General features: G+C 74.0%; 16 protein-coding genes. All 16 read left to right on the forward strand.

The genetic code is table 11. The features are described from left to right. The first annotated feature begins 202 nt into the window (after positions 1–202). The 16 genes from ACESM1_RS02880 to ACESM1_RS02955 all read left to right on the forward strand — a co-directional run bounded on the left by ACESM1_RS02880 (position 203) and on the right by ACESM1_RS02955 (position 17500). The gene (locus ACESM1_RS02880; RefSeq protein WP_372617546.1) at positions 203–1552 is read left to right on the forward strand and encodes a sigma-54 interaction domain-containing protein; all 1350 of its coding nucleotides are present in this window, start codon (positions 203–205) and stop codon (positions 1550–1552) included. Between the two features lie 97 nt (positions 1553–1649). Next, positions 1650–1910 (forward strand): DUF3467 domain-containing protein, encoded by a 261-nt coding sequence (locus tag ACESM1_RS02885; RefSeq protein WP_372617548.1) that lies wholly within the window; start codon positions 1650–1652, stop codon positions 1908–1910. Positions 1911–1912: 2 nt separating this feature from the next. Continuing rightward, positions 1913–2515 carry a DUF4255 domain-containing protein gene (locus ACESM1_RS02890; protein WP_372617550.1) on the forward strand — a complete coding sequence of 201 codons (603 nt, stop codon included), beginning with the start codon at positions 1913–1915 and terminating at the stop codon, positions 2513–2515. Then, the gene (locus tag ACESM1_RS02895) at positions 2512–3312 is read left to right on the forward strand and encodes a hypothetical protein (protein WP_372617551.1); all 801 of its coding nucleotides are present in this window, start codon (positions 2512–2514) and stop codon (positions 3310–3312) included. The genes ACESM1_RS02890 and ACESM1_RS02895 overlap by 4 nt, the downstream gene beginning before the upstream one ends. Positions 3313–3343: 31 nt before the next feature. Beyond that, the gene (locus ACESM1_RS02900) at positions 3344–5065 is read left to right on the forward strand and encodes a phage tail sheath family protein (RefSeq protein ID WP_372617552.1); all 1722 of its coding nucleotides are present in this window, start codon (positions 3344–3346) and stop codon (positions 5063–5065) included. 16 nt (positions 5066–5081) lie between these two features. Beyond that, positions 5082–5537, forward strand: coding sequence for a phage tail protein (locus ACESM1_RS02905; protein ID WP_372617554.1), 456 nt, complete (start codon positions 5082–5084; stop codon positions 5535–5537). A 13-nt stretch (positions 5538–5550) separates the two neighbouring features. Next, the gene (locus ACESM1_RS02910; protein WP_372617555.1) at positions 5551–7209 is read left to right on the forward strand and encodes a phage tail sheath C-terminal domain-containing protein; all 1659 of its coding nucleotides are present in this window, start codon (positions 5551–5553) and stop codon (positions 7207–7209) included. After that, positions 7209–7733 carry a phage tail protein gene (locus ACESM1_RS02915; protein ID WP_372617557.1) on the forward strand — a complete coding sequence of 175 codons (525 nt, stop codon included), beginning with the start codon at positions 7209–7211 and terminating at the stop codon, positions 7731–7733. Before ACESM1_RS02910 ends, ACESM1_RS02915 begins: the two co-directional genes overlap by 1 nt. Further along, positions 7730–8740 (forward strand): hypothetical protein, encoded by a 1011-nt coding sequence (locus ACESM1_RS02920; protein ID WP_372617559.1) that lies wholly within the window; start codon positions 7730–7732, stop codon positions 8738–8740. Before ACESM1_RS02915 ends, ACESM1_RS02920 begins: the two co-directional genes overlap by 4 nt. Positions 8741–8750: 10 nt before the next feature. After that, complete coding sequence (locus ACESM1_RS02925; RefSeq protein ID WP_372617561.1) at positions 8751–8912, forward strand: hypothetical protein; 162 nt, start codon at positions 8751–8753, stop codon at positions 8910–8912. A gap of 4 nt (positions 8913–8916) precedes the next feature. After that, the gene (locus ACESM1_RS02930) at positions 8917–9996 is read left to right on the forward strand and encodes a phage late control D family protein (protein ID WP_372617563.1); all 1080 of its coding nucleotides are present in this window, start codon (positions 8917–8919) and stop codon (positions 9994–9996) included. Next, positions 9993–10676 carry a phage baseplate assembly protein V gene (locus ACESM1_RS02935; RefSeq protein ID WP_372617565.1) on the forward strand — a complete coding sequence of 228 codons (684 nt, stop codon included), beginning with the start codon at positions 9993–9995 and terminating at the stop codon, positions 10674–10676. The genes ACESM1_RS02930 and ACESM1_RS02935 overlap by 4 nt, the downstream gene beginning before the upstream one ends. Next, positions 10673–12250, forward strand: a complete 1578-nt coding sequence (locus ACESM1_RS02940) for a hypothetical protein (protein ID WP_372617567.1) — start codon at positions 10673–10675, stop codon at positions 12248–12250. The genes ACESM1_RS02935 and ACESM1_RS02940 overlap by 4 nt, the downstream gene beginning before the upstream one ends. Beyond that, positions 12247–12666 carry a GPW/gp25 family protein gene (locus tag ACESM1_RS02945; RefSeq protein WP_372617569.1) on the forward strand — a complete coding sequence of 140 codons (420 nt, stop codon included), beginning with the start codon at positions 12247–12249 and terminating at the stop codon, positions 12664–12666. Before ACESM1_RS02940 ends, ACESM1_RS02945 begins: the two co-directional genes overlap by 4 nt. After that, positions 12666–14864 carry a putative baseplate assembly protein gene (locus ACESM1_RS02950; protein WP_372617571.1) on the forward strand — a complete coding sequence of 733 codons (2199 nt, stop codon included), beginning with the start codon at positions 12666–12668 and terminating at the stop codon, positions 14862–14864. The genes ACESM1_RS02945 and ACESM1_RS02950 overlap by 1 nt, the downstream gene beginning before the upstream one ends. Further along, positions 14864–17500, forward strand: a complete 2637-nt coding sequence (locus ACESM1_RS02955; RefSeq protein ID WP_372617573.1) for a hypothetical protein — start codon at positions 14864–14866, stop codon at positions 17498–17500. Before ACESM1_RS02950 ends, ACESM1_RS02955 begins: the two co-directional genes overlap by 1 nt. Positions 17501–17512 lie beyond the last annotated feature (12 nt).

The raw sequence follows: 17512 nt of genomic DNA on the forward strand, positions 1-17512 counted from the left end.
GCGCAAAGCGCCCGCGTTTCATCGCTTTCGCGGGAGCAACCATCGGCTAACGCGGAGCGCAGCATGGCGGCCGGAGTGCACGCGTGGAAGTTGCGGCGGTGGACACCGGCACGCGCTTTTGAATAGGCTCCGCCGGACGACGGCAAGCCGGCGCCGCAGCCTCCGGCGGGCGGCCGGGACGCCGCAGGGCTGGGGAGTGGCCATGACGGCAAGACCCTCACCTTCAGTTGCGCTGCTCGACCCCGATGCGCAGCGGCGTGCGCAGATGGCGTCGCGGGTCGGTGCGCTCGGCCTGCGCTGCCATCCCTATGCCGCCACGCCTGCGACACCGGACCCTGCGGTGGGCGTCGTGCTGACCCTCGCCGGCGCCTGCGCGGCGGAGGTGGCGAGCCTCCGTCTGGCCTTCCCGCGCGCCGCGGTGGTGGCCGGTGCTTCCGACCGCTCGCAGGAGGCGGCGGTGCGCGCCTTCCGCGCCGGCGCCGATGATTTCCTCTGGCTTGGCGCGGCGGATGCCGAGCTTGGCGGGCTGCTCGGCGGGCTGCTCGGCGCGCCGGCACCGGCCGAGGAGGATCAGGGCGGGCTGGTCGGCAGCAGCCGCCCGATGCGCGAGCTGCGCGAGCTGATCCGCCGCGTGGCGCCGAGCAACGCCACCGTGCTGGTCAGCGGCGAAACCGGCACCGGCAAGGATTGCGCGGCACTGCTGCTGCACCGCCTCGGCAGCCGCGCCGCCGGCCCGCTGGTCGCGCTGAACTGCGCCGCCATTCCCGAGGCGCTGCTGGAAGGCGAGCTGTTCGGCTATGAGCGCGGCGCGTTCTCCGGCGCGCTCTCGGCCTTTCCCGGCCGCCTGAAGCTGGCCGATGGCGGCACGCTGTTCCTCGACGAGATCGGTGAGCTGAGCCTCACCGGCCAGGCCAAGATCCTGCGGGCCATCGAGACGCGGGAGGCCTGGCGGCTGGGCGCGCGCAGCCCGACGCGCTTCGACGTGCGCATCGTCGCGGCGACCAACCGCGACCTGATGGCGGAGACGCAGGCGGGCCGCTTCCGGCTGGACCTTTTCTACCGCATCGCGGTGGCGCAGGTGCGCATGCCGCCGCTGCGCGAGCGGCCGGAGGATATCGCGCCGATCGCACGGCACATCCTGGCCGAGCTCGCCGGGCCGGGCCGCGCGCCGCCGCGGCTGGATGCGGCGGCGCTGCGCCGGCTGGAGGCGCATCCCTGGCCCGGCAATGTGCGCGAACTGCGCAACGTGCTGGAGGTCGCGCTGGTCACCAGCGATGGCGGTTGCATCCGCGCCGGCGACCTGAGCGCCATGCCCGCCGCGATCGCGCCGCCGAAGCCGCGCGACGAGGCGGTCGAGGAACGCGAGCGGTTGCGCGCGACGCTGGTCCGCTGCGGCGGCAACAAGAAGCTGGCGGCGCAGGCGCTGAACTGCTCGCGGATGACGCTCTACCGGCGGCTCGCGCGCTGCGGGCTGGTGGCGGAGGAGGCGTCGCAGGTGGTGTCACACGGCGTGTCACAGGCGGTGTCACGCACACTGTCACGCGAGGCGTGACACCGGCCGGCGCGATGCAGCCAAGCGGCTGATTCCACGGCATTCCTGCATCTGGCACGGCATGTGCTGAACCCTCCCGCGACAGGGAGCAGGCGGCATGGCGTCAGGATCCGGCGGCGAGGGCGACGCAGAGGGCGAGATGCCCGCGCCGCGCTATGCCAACGACCTCGCCGTCGAGGTCACGCTCTCGACCTGCGAGCTGCGCTTCGGCCAGCTTTCGGCGAGCGGCGGCGCGCCGGTGGTGCACAGCCGCATCACCACCAGCCCGGTGCACCTGGCCACCTTCGGCCGCGTCATCCAGGCCACCATCGCGCGCTACGAGGCGCGCTTCGGACAGATTCCCGATGGCGGGGGCTGAGCATGGCCGGGCTCGGCGCCATCAACCAGGTGGGCGAGAGCCTCGTCGCGCTGCTGCGCGCGCGGCGCGACCTGCTGGGTGCGGAGGGGCGGCTCGGCCCGGTGCCGCCGGCGGTGGAGATCGCGCATGTCTCCCTGGCGCGGCTGGCTTCCGCAGCGACGCCGACCGCGGGGCTGACGCTCACGCCGTACCGCGTCGCGTTGTCGGAGCACCAGACGCCGCGCGCCGCGACCTCGCCCGCGATGCTGGCGCTGGAGCTGCATTACCTGCTCGCCGCCTGGTCGCCGACCGGCGCGGACGAGCAGGCACTGCTCGGCTGGGCGATGCTGGAGCTTGCCGGCCATCCGGTGCTGGACCGTTCGCTGCTGCTCGGCACCGGGGTGTGGGAACGCGACGAGACGGTGCAGGTGGTGCTCGACCGCCAGAGCGAGGATGCGCTGTTCCGCGTGTGGGATTCGCTGCAGCAGAAGCTGCGGCTCAGCATCACCTTCCGCGCCCGCGTCATCCGCATCGGGCTGGAGCCCGGGCAGGATGCGCTGCCGGTGGTCGCCACGCGCTTCGGCCATGCCGATGCCGATCCGCTGGCCGAAAGGGGCGGCGGATGAGCGGCCTGCGCTGGGAATACCAGGACCGCCGCGCGCTCGCCGCGCTGGTCTTCGTGGATGCGCTCGGCGCGCGCGTGCAGGCGCCGGTGGAGGTGTCTGCGCCGGGACTGCGATTGCTGCGCAAGCGGCCGGGCGAGCTGGTGGTGATGGGTGCGACGGGCCTCGAGGCGCATGACGTGTTCGAGGCGCCGCCCGGTGCGCCTTCCGTCGGTGCGGTGGCGGTGCCGCTCGACATCCGGCCGGCTGCGCGTGGCCTCGGTGCGCGGCGATTCCTGCTGCGCCTGCCGCGCGATCCGGCGATCTCCGATCCGCTGCCGGCGGACAGCCTGTTCCGGCCGGTGGAAATCCCCCTGCTGCCCGCGCCGGGCGCGACGCCGACCGGGCTTGTCGCGGCGGTGTCCGTCACGCTGCGTCACGGGCTGGATGGGCGGCGGATCGAGGGCGCGCTGATCCGCTGCGCGCCGGACGGCGGCCGCCCCATCGCGCGTGCGCTGACCGATGCGGCCGGCGAGGCGATGCTGCTGATCCCCGGCGTGCCGGTCTCGGTGCCGGGGCCGGCGGCGACGGTTCTGCCGGATCTCGGCGCGACGCTCTCGGCCATCGTGGACCCTGCGCTGGTGCGCTTCCACCGCGAGGAGGAGCTGGACGTTGCGCGCGATACGGCGCGCCGCCGCCGCGACGGCTTCCTCGACCCCGACGATATCGAGGCGCGGCTCGCCGGCGCCGCGACGCCCGCCACGCCCTTGCGCATCGCCGCCGGCCGGCTGCGCAAGGCAAGCCTGAGCTGGACCCCATGAACCGCCCCGTCATCCCCGCAGGAGGCCCCTGATGCCCGAGTATCTCGCGCCAGCCGTCTATGTGGAGGAGACGAGCTTCCGGTCGAAATCCATCGAGGGCGTGGGCACCAGCACGGCCTCCTTCGTCGGCATGACGCGACGTGGGCCGCTGAGCTCCGGCGGCGGCGGCATCACGCCGCCGCTGCTGACCTCCTTCGTGGACTTCGAGCGCATCTATGGCGGGCTCGATGATCTCGCCATCAATGGCGCGCGCGCGCTGAACCATGTGGCGCATGCCGCGCGCGCCTTCTTCGCCAATGGCGGCGGGCGGCTCTACGTGGCGCGCGTGGCGGGCACCGGCGCGGCGGTGGCGCAGAGCGCGGTGCTGAACGATCCCGCGCCGGGCAATGCGGCGGAGGAGGTGCGGCTGCGCGCACGCTCGGTCGGCGGCGCGACGCTCACGGTGCGCCTGATGTCGGAGGCGCTGGCCACCACCAAGGCGCTGGCGCTGCGGCAGCCGGCCGGCACGCTGGTGCGCGTCGGCACCGACCATTTCATCATGGGCACCGACCCGATCCTGACCACTGCGGCGAACCTGACCGGCTGGAACGGGCTGGCGGACGATGCGGGGGTGACGGTGGTCACGCTGCGCGTCGAGGTCTCCGACGCCTCCGGGCTGCTGGCGGAATATGCGGGGCTCGGCTTCCATCCGCGGCATCCGCGCTACGCGCTGGTGGTGCTCGGCGAAACGCCGCCCTCCGCCGCCGAGCAGCTTGCGGCGCCGCTGATGATCGCCGCCGGCCCGAACGTGGACCATTTCGAGCTGCGCGCCGCGCTGCTCGGCGCCGCGACGGAGCGGACGGTGACCGTCGCCGGCGGCAACGACGGCACCGGCGCGCCGGGCGACACCGAGTGGAGCACGGCGCTGGAACGTCTGCTGGCGCTGGAGGATGTCTCGATCGTCGCCGCGCCCGGTTCCTCCTCCTTCGCGGACCCGACGCCGGCGGCGGTGAACCAGCTGCTGATCGGCCATGCGGAGACGCGGCGCGCCTATCGCATCGCCGTGCTGGACACGCCGCCGCGGCTGGAGCCGGATGGCGTGCGCACGCTCAAGTCGCGCATCGATTCGAAGTATGCCGCACTCTACTATCCGTGGATCCGCGTGGCGAACCCGATCGCCGGCACCGATCCGCTGGCGCCGCGCGAGATCGACCTGCCGCCATCGGGCTTCGTCTGCGGCATCTACGCCCGCAACGATATCCAGCGCGGCGTGCACAAGGCACCGGCGAACGAGACCGTCACCGGCGCGCTCGGCCTGCAGCGGGAAGTGCGCTTCGGCGAGCAGGAGGTGCTGAACCCGCTCGGCATCAACTGCATCCGCACCTTGCCGGGACGCGGCATCCGCGTCTGGGGCGCGCGGACCATCTCCTCCGATCCGGAATGGAAATACGTCAATGTCCGCCGCTACTTCCTCTATCTGGAAGCATCCATAGACCGCGGCACGCAATGGGCGGTGTTCGAGCCGAATGGCGAGCGGCTCTGGGCCAACATCCGCAGCACCGTCTCCGACTTCCTCTACAACGAATGGGTGGGCGGTGCGCTGCTGGGCGCGACGCCGAAGGAGGCGTTCTTCGTGCGCTGCGACCGCACCACGATGACGCAGAACGACCTCGACAACGGGCGGCTGGTCTGCCTGGTCGGCGTCGCCGCGCTGAAGCCCGCCGAGTTCGTCATCTTCCGCATCGGCCAGAAGACGGCCGACAGCCGCGATTGAGCGCAGGAGACAGCAGATGCCCACGCGCGACACGCCCTATGGCGCCTTCAACTTCCTCGTCGAGTTCAACGACGGCACCTCCGCCACCAGCGCGCTCGGCGGCTTCTCGGACGTGACCGGACTCGGCACCGAGATCACCCTGATGGAGTACCGCCAGGGCAACGACCGCGAGAACCGCGTGCGCAAGGTGCCCGGCCTGCACAAGGCGGCCGACGTCACCTTCAAGCGCGGCATCATGGGCACCACCAACTTCTGGACCTGGGTGTCGGAGACGCGCACCAGCCCGAACACGCAGCGCAACATCGAGATCACGCTGAATGACGAGCAGGGCAATCCGGTGCTGCGCTGGAAGCTGCTCAACGCCCGGCCGATGAAGTGGACCGGGCCGAACCTGGCCGGGAAGGGCGGCAGCGAGGTGGCGATGGAGGAGCTCGTCGTCTCCGCCGAGGGCTTCGAGTTCGGCGAGGTCTGAGGCGGCGCGGGCCATGCCCTTCCCCGAGCTCCTGCTGCGCGAGGCGCCGGCGCCGGCTTCCGGGCTGTCCGCGCGTGCCGATGTCGCGCTGTTCGTCGGGCTGGTGCCGCGCCGCGACGCGCCGCTGCCGCACGCGATCCGCGCCGCGCTGGAAGCCGCGGGCTGGGCGGGCGCCGGCAGCTTCGCGCGGCCGGATGCGCAGGTAGAGGCCCTGCTCGACATGCCGGTGGCGGTGGAGGGCTGGGGCGCCTTCGAGGAGCTGTTCGACTGGGACGGGCGGCTGGTCGAGGCCGGGGACGAGCGGCGCATACCCTGTCCGCTGGCGCTCGCGGTGCGCAGCTTCTTCGCGGCCGGCGGCGTGCGTGCCTGGGTGGTGCGCTGCGGCGACCCGCTCCCGCTGCTGCGGCGCGGATCCTCGGCCGCCATCGCGGCGCAGAATGCGCGCCTGCTCGCCTGGGCGCCGGCCGCGCCGCCGCCGGATGCGGCGCAGCGCGTGCCGCTGATCGGCGGGCTGAACGGGCTTGGCAACGAGCCGGACCCCACCGCGCCCGCCACCTGGCGCGGCGTCGGGCATGCCTGGGGCGTGGAGGAAGCGGCGATGCTGCTGCTGCCGGACCTCGCCGAGCTTGCCGGCGGCGTGCCGCGGCCCCTGCCGGCGCCGCCCGGCCCGCCGCCGGTGCCGGAGGCCTTCCGGCCCTGCGCGCCGCCTGTGCAGGACAGTGCACCGCCGCAGCAGCGCGTGCGGCTGGCCTTCACCGCGCCGCGGCTCGACCGCGACGGCTACAGGCTGTGGTCGCAGGCGCTGGCGCAGGTGCTGCGCATGCTGGCCACGCCGCGTGGCGCCGCGCATCGGCGCGACGTGACGCTGATCTCCAGCCTGCCGCTGCCGCAGACGGCGCGCGATGCCGCGCCGGCGGAGGCCGAGGCGTGGCCGCTGGCGCTGCTCGACGAGGCGGGAATCCCGGCGCCCGGCGTCAGGCTGCGCGATGCGGCGGGGCTGGGCAGCGCGCGGCTGCAGCTCGGCTATCCCTGGGTGGAGACGGATGCCTCCGCCGCGCTGCCGGAAGGCGTGGAGGCGCCGGAGGGCGTGCTGGCCGGCACCATCGCAGCCGGCTCGCTGCGGCTCGGCGCCTTCCGCTCCGCGGCGGGAAGCGCCCTGCCTGCGGTGCACCGCACGCTGCCGGAACTCGGCACCGGCGCGCTGCGGCGCGGGCTGCCGGACAGCGACGCGGCGGATTGGCTCGGCGCGCGGCTCTCGCTGGTGGCGCGGCGGGTGGAGGGGTTCGGGCTGCTTTCGGATGCCACCATGTCGGCCGACGCGTCCTGGCGGCCGGGCGGGGTCTCGCGGCTGATGGGCATCCTGCTGCGCGCCGCGCGGACGCTCGGGCAGGAGCGCATCTTCGACAGCTCCGGCCCGGCGCTCTGGGCCGAGCTGCGGCTGGAGCTGGAGGCGCTGCTGGAACGGCTGCGCGGCGCCGGCGCGCTGGATGGCCCGACGCCCGCCGCGGCCTACACCGTGCGCTGCGACCGCAGCACGATGACGCAGGCCGATCTCGACAATGGCCGCGTGATCGCAACGCTCGCCTTCCAGCCGGCCTATCCGGTCGAGCGCATCACGGTCACGTTGGCGCTCGCCGAGGCCGGCCTGGCGCTGCGGGGGAGGGCGGCCTGATGCCGGTACCCGTGCCCGGAGGCCAGGATGCGCTGACGCCGCTGCCCGGCTTCGCTTTCCATGTGCATTTCGCCGCCGATGGCGGCGGCGCCTTCCCGCCCTTCGCCGATCTCGACACCGCGCTGACCGGCGGCTTCTCCGATGTGTCGGGCCTGGAAGCCTCGATGGAGGCGAAGGCGGTGAAGGTGGGCGGGCGCAACCACGGCGCCATCCAGCTTCCCGGGCCGGTGAGCTTCGCCACCGTCGTGCTCAAGCGCGGGCTGGTGGAGAGCCGCCATCTCTGGCGCTGGTGGGCGCTGTTCACCGGCGCGGATGGCGCGCCGAACGGCGATTGGCGCGCGGTGAACCGCTGCACCGTCACCATCGCCATGCTGCGCGGCCGCACGCCGGTGCTCGGCTGGAAGCTGATGCGCGCCATGCCGGTGAAGTTCCGCGCCGGCGACCTCAGCGCGCGCGCCACCGACGTGGCGATCGAGGAGCTGCACTTGGTGCACGAAGGGCTGCGCATGGAGCCCATGGCATGACCGCGCCCGCACTCGCCACCTTCCGCCAAGCGGGGCGCGACGACACGGTCGCGACGGTGACGTTCAACCCGGCCTCGCTGAAGGTCAGCCTGACCAATCGGCTCCAGGACGAGGAGCAGGGCGGCAACGGCCAGGCGCGGCAGGCCACCCGCGTCAGCACCACGAAGCTGGAGACGGAGCTGGTCTTCGACACCACGGAGCTCGGCACCGATGTGCGCGACCTCAGTGGCCGCGTGAAGGCGCTGGCGCTGGCGCCCGAGGGTCCGCATCCGCGGCCGCCGCAGGTTGAGTTCCGCTGGGGCCGCTTCAGCTTCACCGGCGCGATCGAATCGCTGAACGAGACGCTGGACTTCTGGTCCTCCGAGGGCGTGCCGCTGCGCGCGACGCTGCAGGTGACGATGCAGGGCCTCCGGCTGGACAGCACCGCGGCGGGCGCGCCGGCTTCGGCGGCGCTGGCGCCGGTTGCCGCCGGCGGCACGGGCGCGACGGGCGCGGCCTCGCGCGCGGGCGATCCGAATGCCGGGCGCGCGGTGGCGGCGGCGAACGGGATCGAGGATATGCGGATGTCCGCCGGCGGCTCGGTCTCGGTCTCGGCGTCGGTCACGCTGCGCGCGGCGGCATCCTTCTCGGCGGGCGCCTCGGTTGGCGCGGGAGCGGGCGCGGGATTCGGCGTCGGGGCCTCGGCGAGCGCGGGCGGTGGCGCAGGGTTCGGGATCGGCGCATCCGCGGGCGCGGGGATCGGTGCCTCGGCATCGGCCGGCGCGGGCTTCGGCGCCAGCGCCTCGGCAGGCGTCTCGGCGGGTTCGGGGGCCTTCGCGGGGCTGGGCGCGTCCAAGACCTTCGCGGCGCCGGTGCGGCTCGATGCCGCGCGGCTGCTGCCGCCGGCGCCACCCTCGGTCGGCAGCGGCGCGAGCTTCGACGTGACGGGCAAGGTGAGCGCGCCCTCCTCCACCGGGCTCTCGGCGCAGCTCGATGCCGGCATCACGCCGCGCGTGCGGTTCGGGTGAGGAGCGTGCCATGCCCGTGACGATCGAGGACGTGACGCTGGAGACGGTGGAGGCTCCGCCCTCCGCGCCCGAGCCCACGCCGCCACAGCGCCAGCCGCCTCCGGACATCGAGGCGATCATGGTCGCGCTGCGCCGCGAGCTGTCGCGCCGCGAACGGCTCTGGACGGATTGAGCCCATGGCCGATGGCATGAACATCGTCCCGAGCGCACGGCCCACCATCCGGCTGGACGGCCAGGAGCTGCCGCTGCTCTCGGCGAACATCACGCGCTTCCGCCTGCGCGAGGCGCAGGGCGGGCTGTCCTCCTGCGAGCTGACGCTGGCCGATGTGCTCTCCTTCGCCGGTGGCGGCGCGGGGTATGGCGCCACGCCCGGATCGCCGATCCGGCTCGGTGCGCAGCTTGCGATCTTTGCCGGGCGCACGGAAGCGCCGCAGGAGATCTTCGCCGGCCAGGTGACCGCGCTGGAGGCGGAGGCGGGCACGCAGACCGCGCCGCTGTTCACCCTGATCGCCGAGGACCGGCTGTTCGCCGCACGCCGCAAGCGCCGGTCGCGGCTGTTCGAGCAGATGTCGCCCGCCGAAGTGCTGCGCGCCGTGGCCGGCGATCACGGGCTGACGCCGGAGATCCGCGGGCTCGATGCGCCGGTGACGGATTGGGTGCAGATGAACGAGAGCGACCTCGGCTTCCTGCGCCGCATCCTGGCACCGCTCGATGCGGACCTGCTGGTCGTGGGCGAGCGGCTGCAGGCCGGGCCGGTGGCCGATGCGCCGCGCGCGACGGTGGCGCTGACGCTCGGCCGCACGCTGCTGCGCGCGCGCCTCACCGCCGACCTGGCGGAGCAGGTCACCGCGCTGCGCCTCGGCAGCCATGATCCGGCGAGCGGCGAGGCGGTCTCGGCGGAGGCATCCAGCGGCCGCATGGGTCCCGGTGCCGGGCGCGATGGCGCGGCGCTCCTCCGCGACGTGGCCGGGGAGGTGCGCGAGCATCTCGGGCATCACGGCCCGATGACGCAGCAGGAAGCGCAGACGCTGGCGGAAGCGGAGTACGGCCGTCGCGCGCGGCGCTTCGTGCGCGTGGACGCGACGGCCAGCGGCGATCCCGCGATCCGCGTCGGCACGCAGGTGACGATCTCGGGCGTCAATCCGTTCTTCGAGAACGACTACACGGTGGTGGAGGCGACGCACCGCTTCGACCAGGCGACCGGCTATCTGACGGATTTCATGGCCGAGGGCGCCTATCTCGGGGTGCCGGCATGAACGCGATCGGCCCCTTCGCCACGCCTGCCTGGTGGCTGCACGGCGCGCATTTGGCTCGTGTGGCTTCGGTGCAGGATCCCGAAGGGCTGGCGCGCGTGCAGGTGCAGGTGCTCTCGCCCGATGCGGAGGCGGAGGCGCTGCTCTGGGCGCGCGTGGCGGCGCCGTTCGCCGGCAACAACCGCGGCGCCTTCTTCATCCCGGATGTGGATGACGAGGTGCTGGTGGTCTTCGCCGGCGGCGCGGCGCGTGCCCCGATCGTCATCGGCGGGCTGTGGAACGGCGCGCAGGCACCGCCCGAGACGCTGCCGGGCGATGCGGTGGACCGATGGACCATCACCGGCAAGGCCGGCACGCGCATCGCCATCGTCGAGGAATCGAGCGGCCAGGAGAAGGTGGAGATCGAGACGCCTGGCGGCGTGAAGGCGACGCTGACCGATGCATCGGGCGGCAGCATCAGGCTGGAGGCCGCCGGCAACACCGTCACGATGGACACGCAGGGCGTGACGGTGGAGGCCGCGGCGAAGGTGAAGGTGAGCGCCGCGCAGGTCGAGGTCTCGGCCGGCATGGTGAAGGTGAATGCGGGCATGAGCCAGTTCAGCGGCGTGGTGCAATGCGACACGCTGATCACCAACAGCGTCGTCTCCACCAGCTACACGCCGGGCGCGGGGAACATCTGGTGAGCGCCGTCACGCTGCATCCGGCGGTCCGCCGCCGCATCCTGCCGCAGGGGGAGCCGGAGGCGCCGCATGACGTGCTGCTGCGCCCCTGGGGCGGCGAGGGCGAGGCTGCGCTGATCCTCACCGCCAGCGAGGAGAGCTTCCTCGACGCCATGCTGGCGGATGCGGCGGCGCCGGATGCGCGCGCGCGGCTGGCGGCGCGGCGGGGGCGGCGGCGGGGCGCGGATCGTGTGCTGGAACTGCATCAGCCCGTGCATCGCCGCTTCCAGCTGATCCTGCTGGAAGCATGCTGCGACCTGCCGGGGCGGCCGCGGCTCGATCCGGCGAAGATCGAGAGCATGGGGTTCGTGCTGCGCCGGCGCGAGGGCGCGGGATGGCAGGGCTGGATGGCGGGTGCGCGGCGCGGCTGGATGAACGTCTCGCCCGCACTTGATCCCGATCCGGCCCGGCGCGTGCCGCCGCGTGTGGGCGGGGCCGGGGTGATCGCCGCCGAGATCGCGTTGCGCCGCGGCGCGCCGCCGCCGGCGGAGGAGGTGCTGTCGCTCTTCGTCGCGCCGTCCGAACTCTGCGCGAAGGCAGGGCGCACGCTGCTCTACGGCGTGATCCCGGTGGCGAGCGCGGAGCGCGCCGACACGCCCGAACCCTCGCCCGACTACGCCGCGCTGCCGGAGGACGAGGCCGAGGAGATGCGCCAGCACCTCTCCGCATTCCTGAAGGCGCGGCCGCGCGTGGACCTGCCGCGGTCGGAGCAGATGCTCAGCCCATCCTGGCGGCCGCTCGAAATCGCGGAGGATGCGGGCGGGGCGGATGGGCTGCTGCGCAGCTTCGGCGTCTTCCTGCACCAGCTTCTCGTCGAGCTGGATGCCTTCGGCGAGGGGAGCGCGGCGGGGCTGCTGCGCGCGGCGCTTGCCGGTATCACGCTGCCGGTCGAGCGCGACAGCTTCGGCCGGGTGACGCGCAGCACCAATGCCGCCGCCTTCTGCGCCGCGGCCGCGCCGATCCTGATCGGCGGGGAGCCGAACGCCACCGGGCTGCGCATGCCGCTGGAATGGCCCACGGTGGGCGCGGCGCTCGGCGAGCGCCTGACACAGGCGGCGCTTGCCTGCTTGTCCCAGCGTCACGCCGCGCTGTTGCCGCCGACGCCGAAATTCGACGGCGATACGCGGCTCTACGCCGTGCGCCCGTTCGTGCGCGTGCGCGGCCACGCCGGGTGCCCGCCGCGCCTCGTTTGGGGACCGCAGAGCGAGCCCTTCCGCATCCTGCCCTGGTGGGAGTCGGACGGCCCCGCCGCGCGCATCACGCTGCCCGATGTCGCCGCGCTGAAGAAGGTGAAGCCCAACGTCGCCTTCGAGCTGCCGCCCGCGCTCGCCAACCTGCTGCAGGGCGACATGAAGAAGCTGAAGGATGGCGAAGGCTCCACCGCGGGCCTCACGCTTGGCTGGATCTGCTCCTTCTCCATCCCGATCATCACGATCTGCGCCTTCATCGTGCTCAACATCTTCCTCTCGCTGTTCGACCTGATCTTCCGCTGGATGGCCTTCATCAAGATCTGCATCCCGATCCCGAGGCGGCGATGAGCGGCCCGGTCCTCACCACGCGGCGCCCGCAGCTTCCGCATGTCGCGGTGGGCTGGCCGCTGCTGCCGGTGCCGGATGCGGAAGGGCGGCTGAACTGGCCCGATCCCGCGCGCTCCGTGCGCGAGACCATCGAGGCGCTGCTGCGCACCACGCCGGGCGAGCAGCTGATGCGCCCGCTGCTTGGCGCGGGACTGGAGGCGCTGCTGCACCAGCCGAACACGCTGGAGACCCGCGCCCGCGCGCATGACGCCATCACGCAGACGCTGCGCACCCATGAGAAGCGCATCCTGCTCGACCGCGTCGAGGTGGACCAGGGCAGCAACCCGGGCGAGCTGCTGGTGACCATCGCCTATCGGCTGGCACTGACCGGCGAGCCGGGCCGCATCGCGGCGCGCATTCCCGTCGGAGGAGGCTGATGCCCATCACGCCGCCCGCCCTCGACGATCGCGGCTTCGAGGATCTGGTTGCCGACCTGCTGCGGCGCATCCCTGCGCATACGCCGGAATGGACCAACCCGCGCGAGGGCGATCCCGGCCGCACGCTGATCGCCCTGTTCGCCTGGCTGGCGGACACCATCCTCTACCGCGCCAACCTGATCCCGGAGCGGCAGCGGCTGGCCTTCCTGCGGCTGCTCGGCGCCGGCATGCGGCCGGCGGTGCCGGCGCGCGGGATGCTGCAACTCACCATCGCCGATCCTGCGGCGACGCAGCCCGCGACGCTGCCGCTGCACAGCGCCATCGCCAAGCCGGTGCCCTTCGAGACGCTGAGCGAGGTCACGGTGCATGCCGTGGAAGGCGCCTGCTACATCAAGCGCAAGCCTGACCGCGACGAGGCGCGGCAGCTGCACGACCTGCTGCCGGATCTGCGCGAGCTCTATGGCATCGAGGGCCAGCCGGCCGGCTATGTCACCACCCGGATCTTCGAGGCGGCGGAACGGGACGGGCGCGACATCGTCGCCGAGAGCCGCGATGGCTGCCTCTGGGTCGCGCTGCTCGCGGCCCGCGCACTGCCGGCGCAGGTCGCGGCGGTGCGGGACGAGCTGGGCGGCGGCGCGGGCAATCGCCGGCGCGTGATCAACGTCGCCGTCGCGCCGGCGATCGCGATGCCGGAAGCCTTCGACGACATCGGCATCCGCGCCCGCATCCCGCATCTGTGGGAGGTCAGCACCGGCCGCGGCGAGGGCGACGATTTCCTGCCGCTGCAGGTGCTGGAGGATGGCAGCGCCGGGCTGACGCGCGCCGGCGTGGTGCGGCTGCTGCTGCCGGGCAAGGACGATCTCGGCGCGCCCTCCAACGACGTGCTGCAACAGTTGCGCGCCGGCGTCGGCGACCGGCCGCCGCGGCTCGACGATCCGGCGGTGGCGGGAAGGCTGGTCTGCTGGCTGCGGCTGCGGCCGGCGCCGGGCACGCGGCTGGCGTCTCTGCGCCTGGCCTGGGCAGGCGTGAACGCGGTGGCGATCGAGCAGCGGCGCACGCTGGGGCGTCAGACGCTGGGGCAGGGCACCGGCGCGTCCGACCTGGAATTGTCGCTCGGCGCCGGCTCGGTGGAAGCGGCGACGCTGCAGGTTGAGGTGGAGGAGGAGGAGGGCATGCGGCCCTGGCGCCTCGTTCCCGATGTCGCCGCCACCGGGCGCGACGACCGCGTGTTCAGCCTGGATGCGGAGGCCGGCAGCATCCGCTTCGGCGATGGCGTGCGCGGCATGGTGCCGGCGGCCGGGCGCATCGTGCAGGTGGTGCGGATGCGGGCGGGCGGCGGCGCCGCGGGCAACCTGCCGCCGGGCAGCATCAAGGCCATCGCGCTGCCCACCGGCGCGCCGCGGCTGAAGGTGGTGCAGCCGCTGGCAACAACCGGCGGTGCGGATGCCGAGACGCTGGCCGCGGCGGAAGCGCGCATCCCCGCGATGATCCGCCACGGCAACCGCGCGGTGACCGCCGCCGACTATTCCGAGCTTGCGCTGCGCTCGCCGGGCGTGCCGGTCGGGCGCGTGGAGGTGCTGGAACGCTTCGTGCCGGCGCAGCGCCGCGACGGCGTGCCGGGCGTCGTTTCCGTCATGGTGATCCCGGCGCGCGAGGGCACCGCCGCGCCGGCACCGCGCGCCGACCGGCCGATGCTGGAGACGGTGCATGCCTGGCTCGACGAGCGCCGGCCGCTTGCGACCGAGCTCTACGTGATCGGCGCGGACTACGTGCCGCTCGGTGTCTCCGCGGCCGTGGAGCTGGTGGACAGCACGCAGCGCGAGGCGGTGCTGGATGCGGTGGCGGAGGCGATCCGCCTGCATCTCTGGGCGCTGCCGCCGGGCGGGCCGGACGGCACCGGCTGGCCGCTCGGCCGTGCGGTGGACGACCGGCTGATCGAGACCGCGATCGGCCGCGTGCCCGGCGTGCGCGCGGTGGCCCCGGTGCACCTCTTCGCGCGCCGACCGAAGGAGCGGCGGTGGCGCATGGTGCCGGAGGATGCGACCGGCCGCGCACGCCTGCCGTTGCTGCGCTGGCAGATGCCGGAGCTGCTGATGCTCGCCGTGGCGGAAGGCGAGCGCGCCGCCACCTCGCTCGCGCCGGTGGTGGAGGCCAGCGCGGACGACGTGGCGGTACCCGTGGTGCCGGAGCGCTGCTGATGGATGCGAACGGGCTGCGCGTCTGGCAGGCGGCGGATCGGGCGGGGCTTCGCGCGCATGGTGCGCGTCGGCTCGGCTGGGATGCCGAAGGCCGCACGCTGCGCCTGGCGCGCCAGCAGGCCGCGCCGCTGATTGCCGAGGATGCGGATTTTGCGCGCGCCATGGCGCTGCGGCCTTCGCCGGTGCGCGATGCCGGCGGCAGCTTCGCCTGGTGGGATGGCGCGGCGGGTGTGCTCCGCGCGGCGGGCTTCGGTGCCGGCAGCACGCCGATCGCGCTGCCGCCCGACTCGCCACCCGGACTGCCGCAGCCGACCGACCTTGCCTGTGGCGCTGAGGAAATCCTCTACGTCGCGCGCAACGGCGCGGTGCTGCTGCTGGACCGTCGCGAGCGCTGGGCGCCGGCGCGCGTGGCGCGGGCAGGGTTCAGCGCCGACCGGCTGGTGCCCGCGCCGGATGGCGGCGTCTGGGTGCTGGACCGCACGGCGCGCCGGCTCGCACGCATCGAGGGCGTGCCGCTGCGCATCGGCGGCCTGCTCGGCGACGAGGCGGAGCGCTTCAACCCGGTCGAGCCGAACCCCGACCCGCCACGCCTGCGCCTGTTGCAGGAGGCGCGGCTGCCGGTGGAGGTCGAGCCGAAGCTGATCGCCGCATCGGTGGGCGGTCGGCTGGCGCTGCTCGCCTGGCGGGCAGATGCCGATGCGCTGGTCTTCACGCTGGAAGACGGCCGGCTGGTGCGGCGCTTCGCGCTGGCCGGGCTGCGCTTCCCCTATGCGCTCGCCTTCCTGGGCGAGGATCGCATCGCCGTGCTGGCCAGCGACGGCGCGCGGCCGGCCGCGCAGGCCTTCGTCTATGAGCTGGACGCGGCGGAGGAGGCGCTGCCGCTGGGGGAAATCCACCCGCTGGTTGCGCCCTGGCATGGCGGCTTCTGCAACGCGCTGGCCGCCGTGCCGGACTACCCGGTTGCCACCGGCGCGCCCGACACGCCGAGGGGGCTGCGTCGCCTGCGCGCGCTCTCCGGCGCGACCTATGCGCGCACCGGCTGGACGCTGCTCGGCCCGTTCGATGCCGGGCGGCCCGGCCATGTCTGGCATCGGCTGTTCCTCGAAGCCTCGCTGCCGCGCGGCAGCGGCGTGCGGGTCTGGGCGCATGCCGATGATGACGGCACACGGCCGCTGGCGCCCGCGCAGCCCGGCGCGCCGCCCTGGGCGCCGCATCTGTTCGGCGAGGCGGCGGTGGCGCGCCGGCCGCAGGCGCCGCGTGGCGCCTGGTGCGTCGAGCCGACCGAGATGCCCTTCGCCGCGCCGCTGCTGCCCTGCCCGGCCGAGCCCGACCGCGCCGGGCTGTTCACGGTCCTGCTGCAGCAGGAGGGCCGGCGCGTGCGCCGCATCGCCGGGCGGTATCTCTGGCTGCGGCTCGACCTGTTCGGTGACAGCCTGGCGACGCCGGAGATCGCGGCGATCCGGGTGCATGGCGAGCGCTTCGCCTGGCGCGACCGCTACCTGCCCGCGCTGTATCGCGAGACGCTCGCCGGCCGCGACGCGGTCGCGGCGGGTGGCGCCACCCCGCCCGATTTCCTCGACCGCTTCCTCGGCCTGTTCGAAGGCCCGCTGACGCAGCTCGAGGATCGCATCGTCGGTGCCTGGCGGCTGACCGACGCCGCCGGCGCGCCCGATCCCGCGCTGCCCTGGCTCGGGCGCTGGATCGGCATTGCGGAGGAACGCGGCGAGCCGCCGCAGCGGCTGCGCCAGCGCCTGCGCGCGGCGCCCTATACGGCGCGCTTGCATGGCACGCTCGGCGGCCTTCTGGCGGAGCTGGAGATGGCGACCGGCGGCGTGGTGGTGGAGGGCGGCCGCGTGGATCCCGCGCGCGGCGTGCCGCGGCCCGGGCATCTGGCACTTGCGGAGCTGGAAGGGCGCACGCTGCGCAGCCTGGTGCTCGCCGTCGGGGATCCCACCGTGGTGCTGGCGGGCGGGGCGGTGACGCGCGGCGAGATCGTGGTGGTCGAGGGCTTCCGCCTGCGCCGCACCTTCGCGACCATCCTCGGTGCGGACCTCGAGGAGGAGGACGATCCGCTCACCCTCGGCCTCGCGCCCTCCGGCAATTCCTTCGTCGGCGACACGCTGATCCTCGGCGACGATGCGCGGCGGGAGGTGCAGGCGCTGTTCTCCGCCGAGCTGCAATCCGCCGGCGAGCGCGCGGCAGTGGAGGCGTTCTTCCGCCGCCTCGCGCATCGCGTGCTGGTGCTGGTGCGCGCCTCGCCGCGCACGGTGGATACGCAGCGCCTCGCCACGCTCGCCGCCGCAACGGCGCCGGCGCATGTGGAGGTGAACCTGCTGCCCGCCTCGCGACCCTTGATGGTGGGTGCGGCCTCGCTGGTGGGCGTGGACAGCTTCCTCACGCCGAAGCCGCAGCCGGGCCGCGTGCGCCTGGATGCCACGCGGCTCGGCGAGGGCGACCAGGTGCAGGGCGAGGGGCGGCTGGATGCGCGTGGTGACGGCCCCGTCTCGCCGGCGCCGGTCGCGGTGGCGGACGGCCCGGCCGAGGTGTGGTCCGGCACCGGCTTTCTGCTGAGCGCCGCACGATCCGAGGCCGCGCCGGGCCGGCGCATCGCCCGCAACATCTGGACCTGGACCTGAGGGAGCGCCGAC

The organism is Falsiroseomonas sp., assembly GCF_041690465.1.
Classification (GTDB): Bacteria; Pseudomonadota; Alphaproteobacteria; order Acetobacterales; family Acetobacteraceae; genus Falsiroseomonas.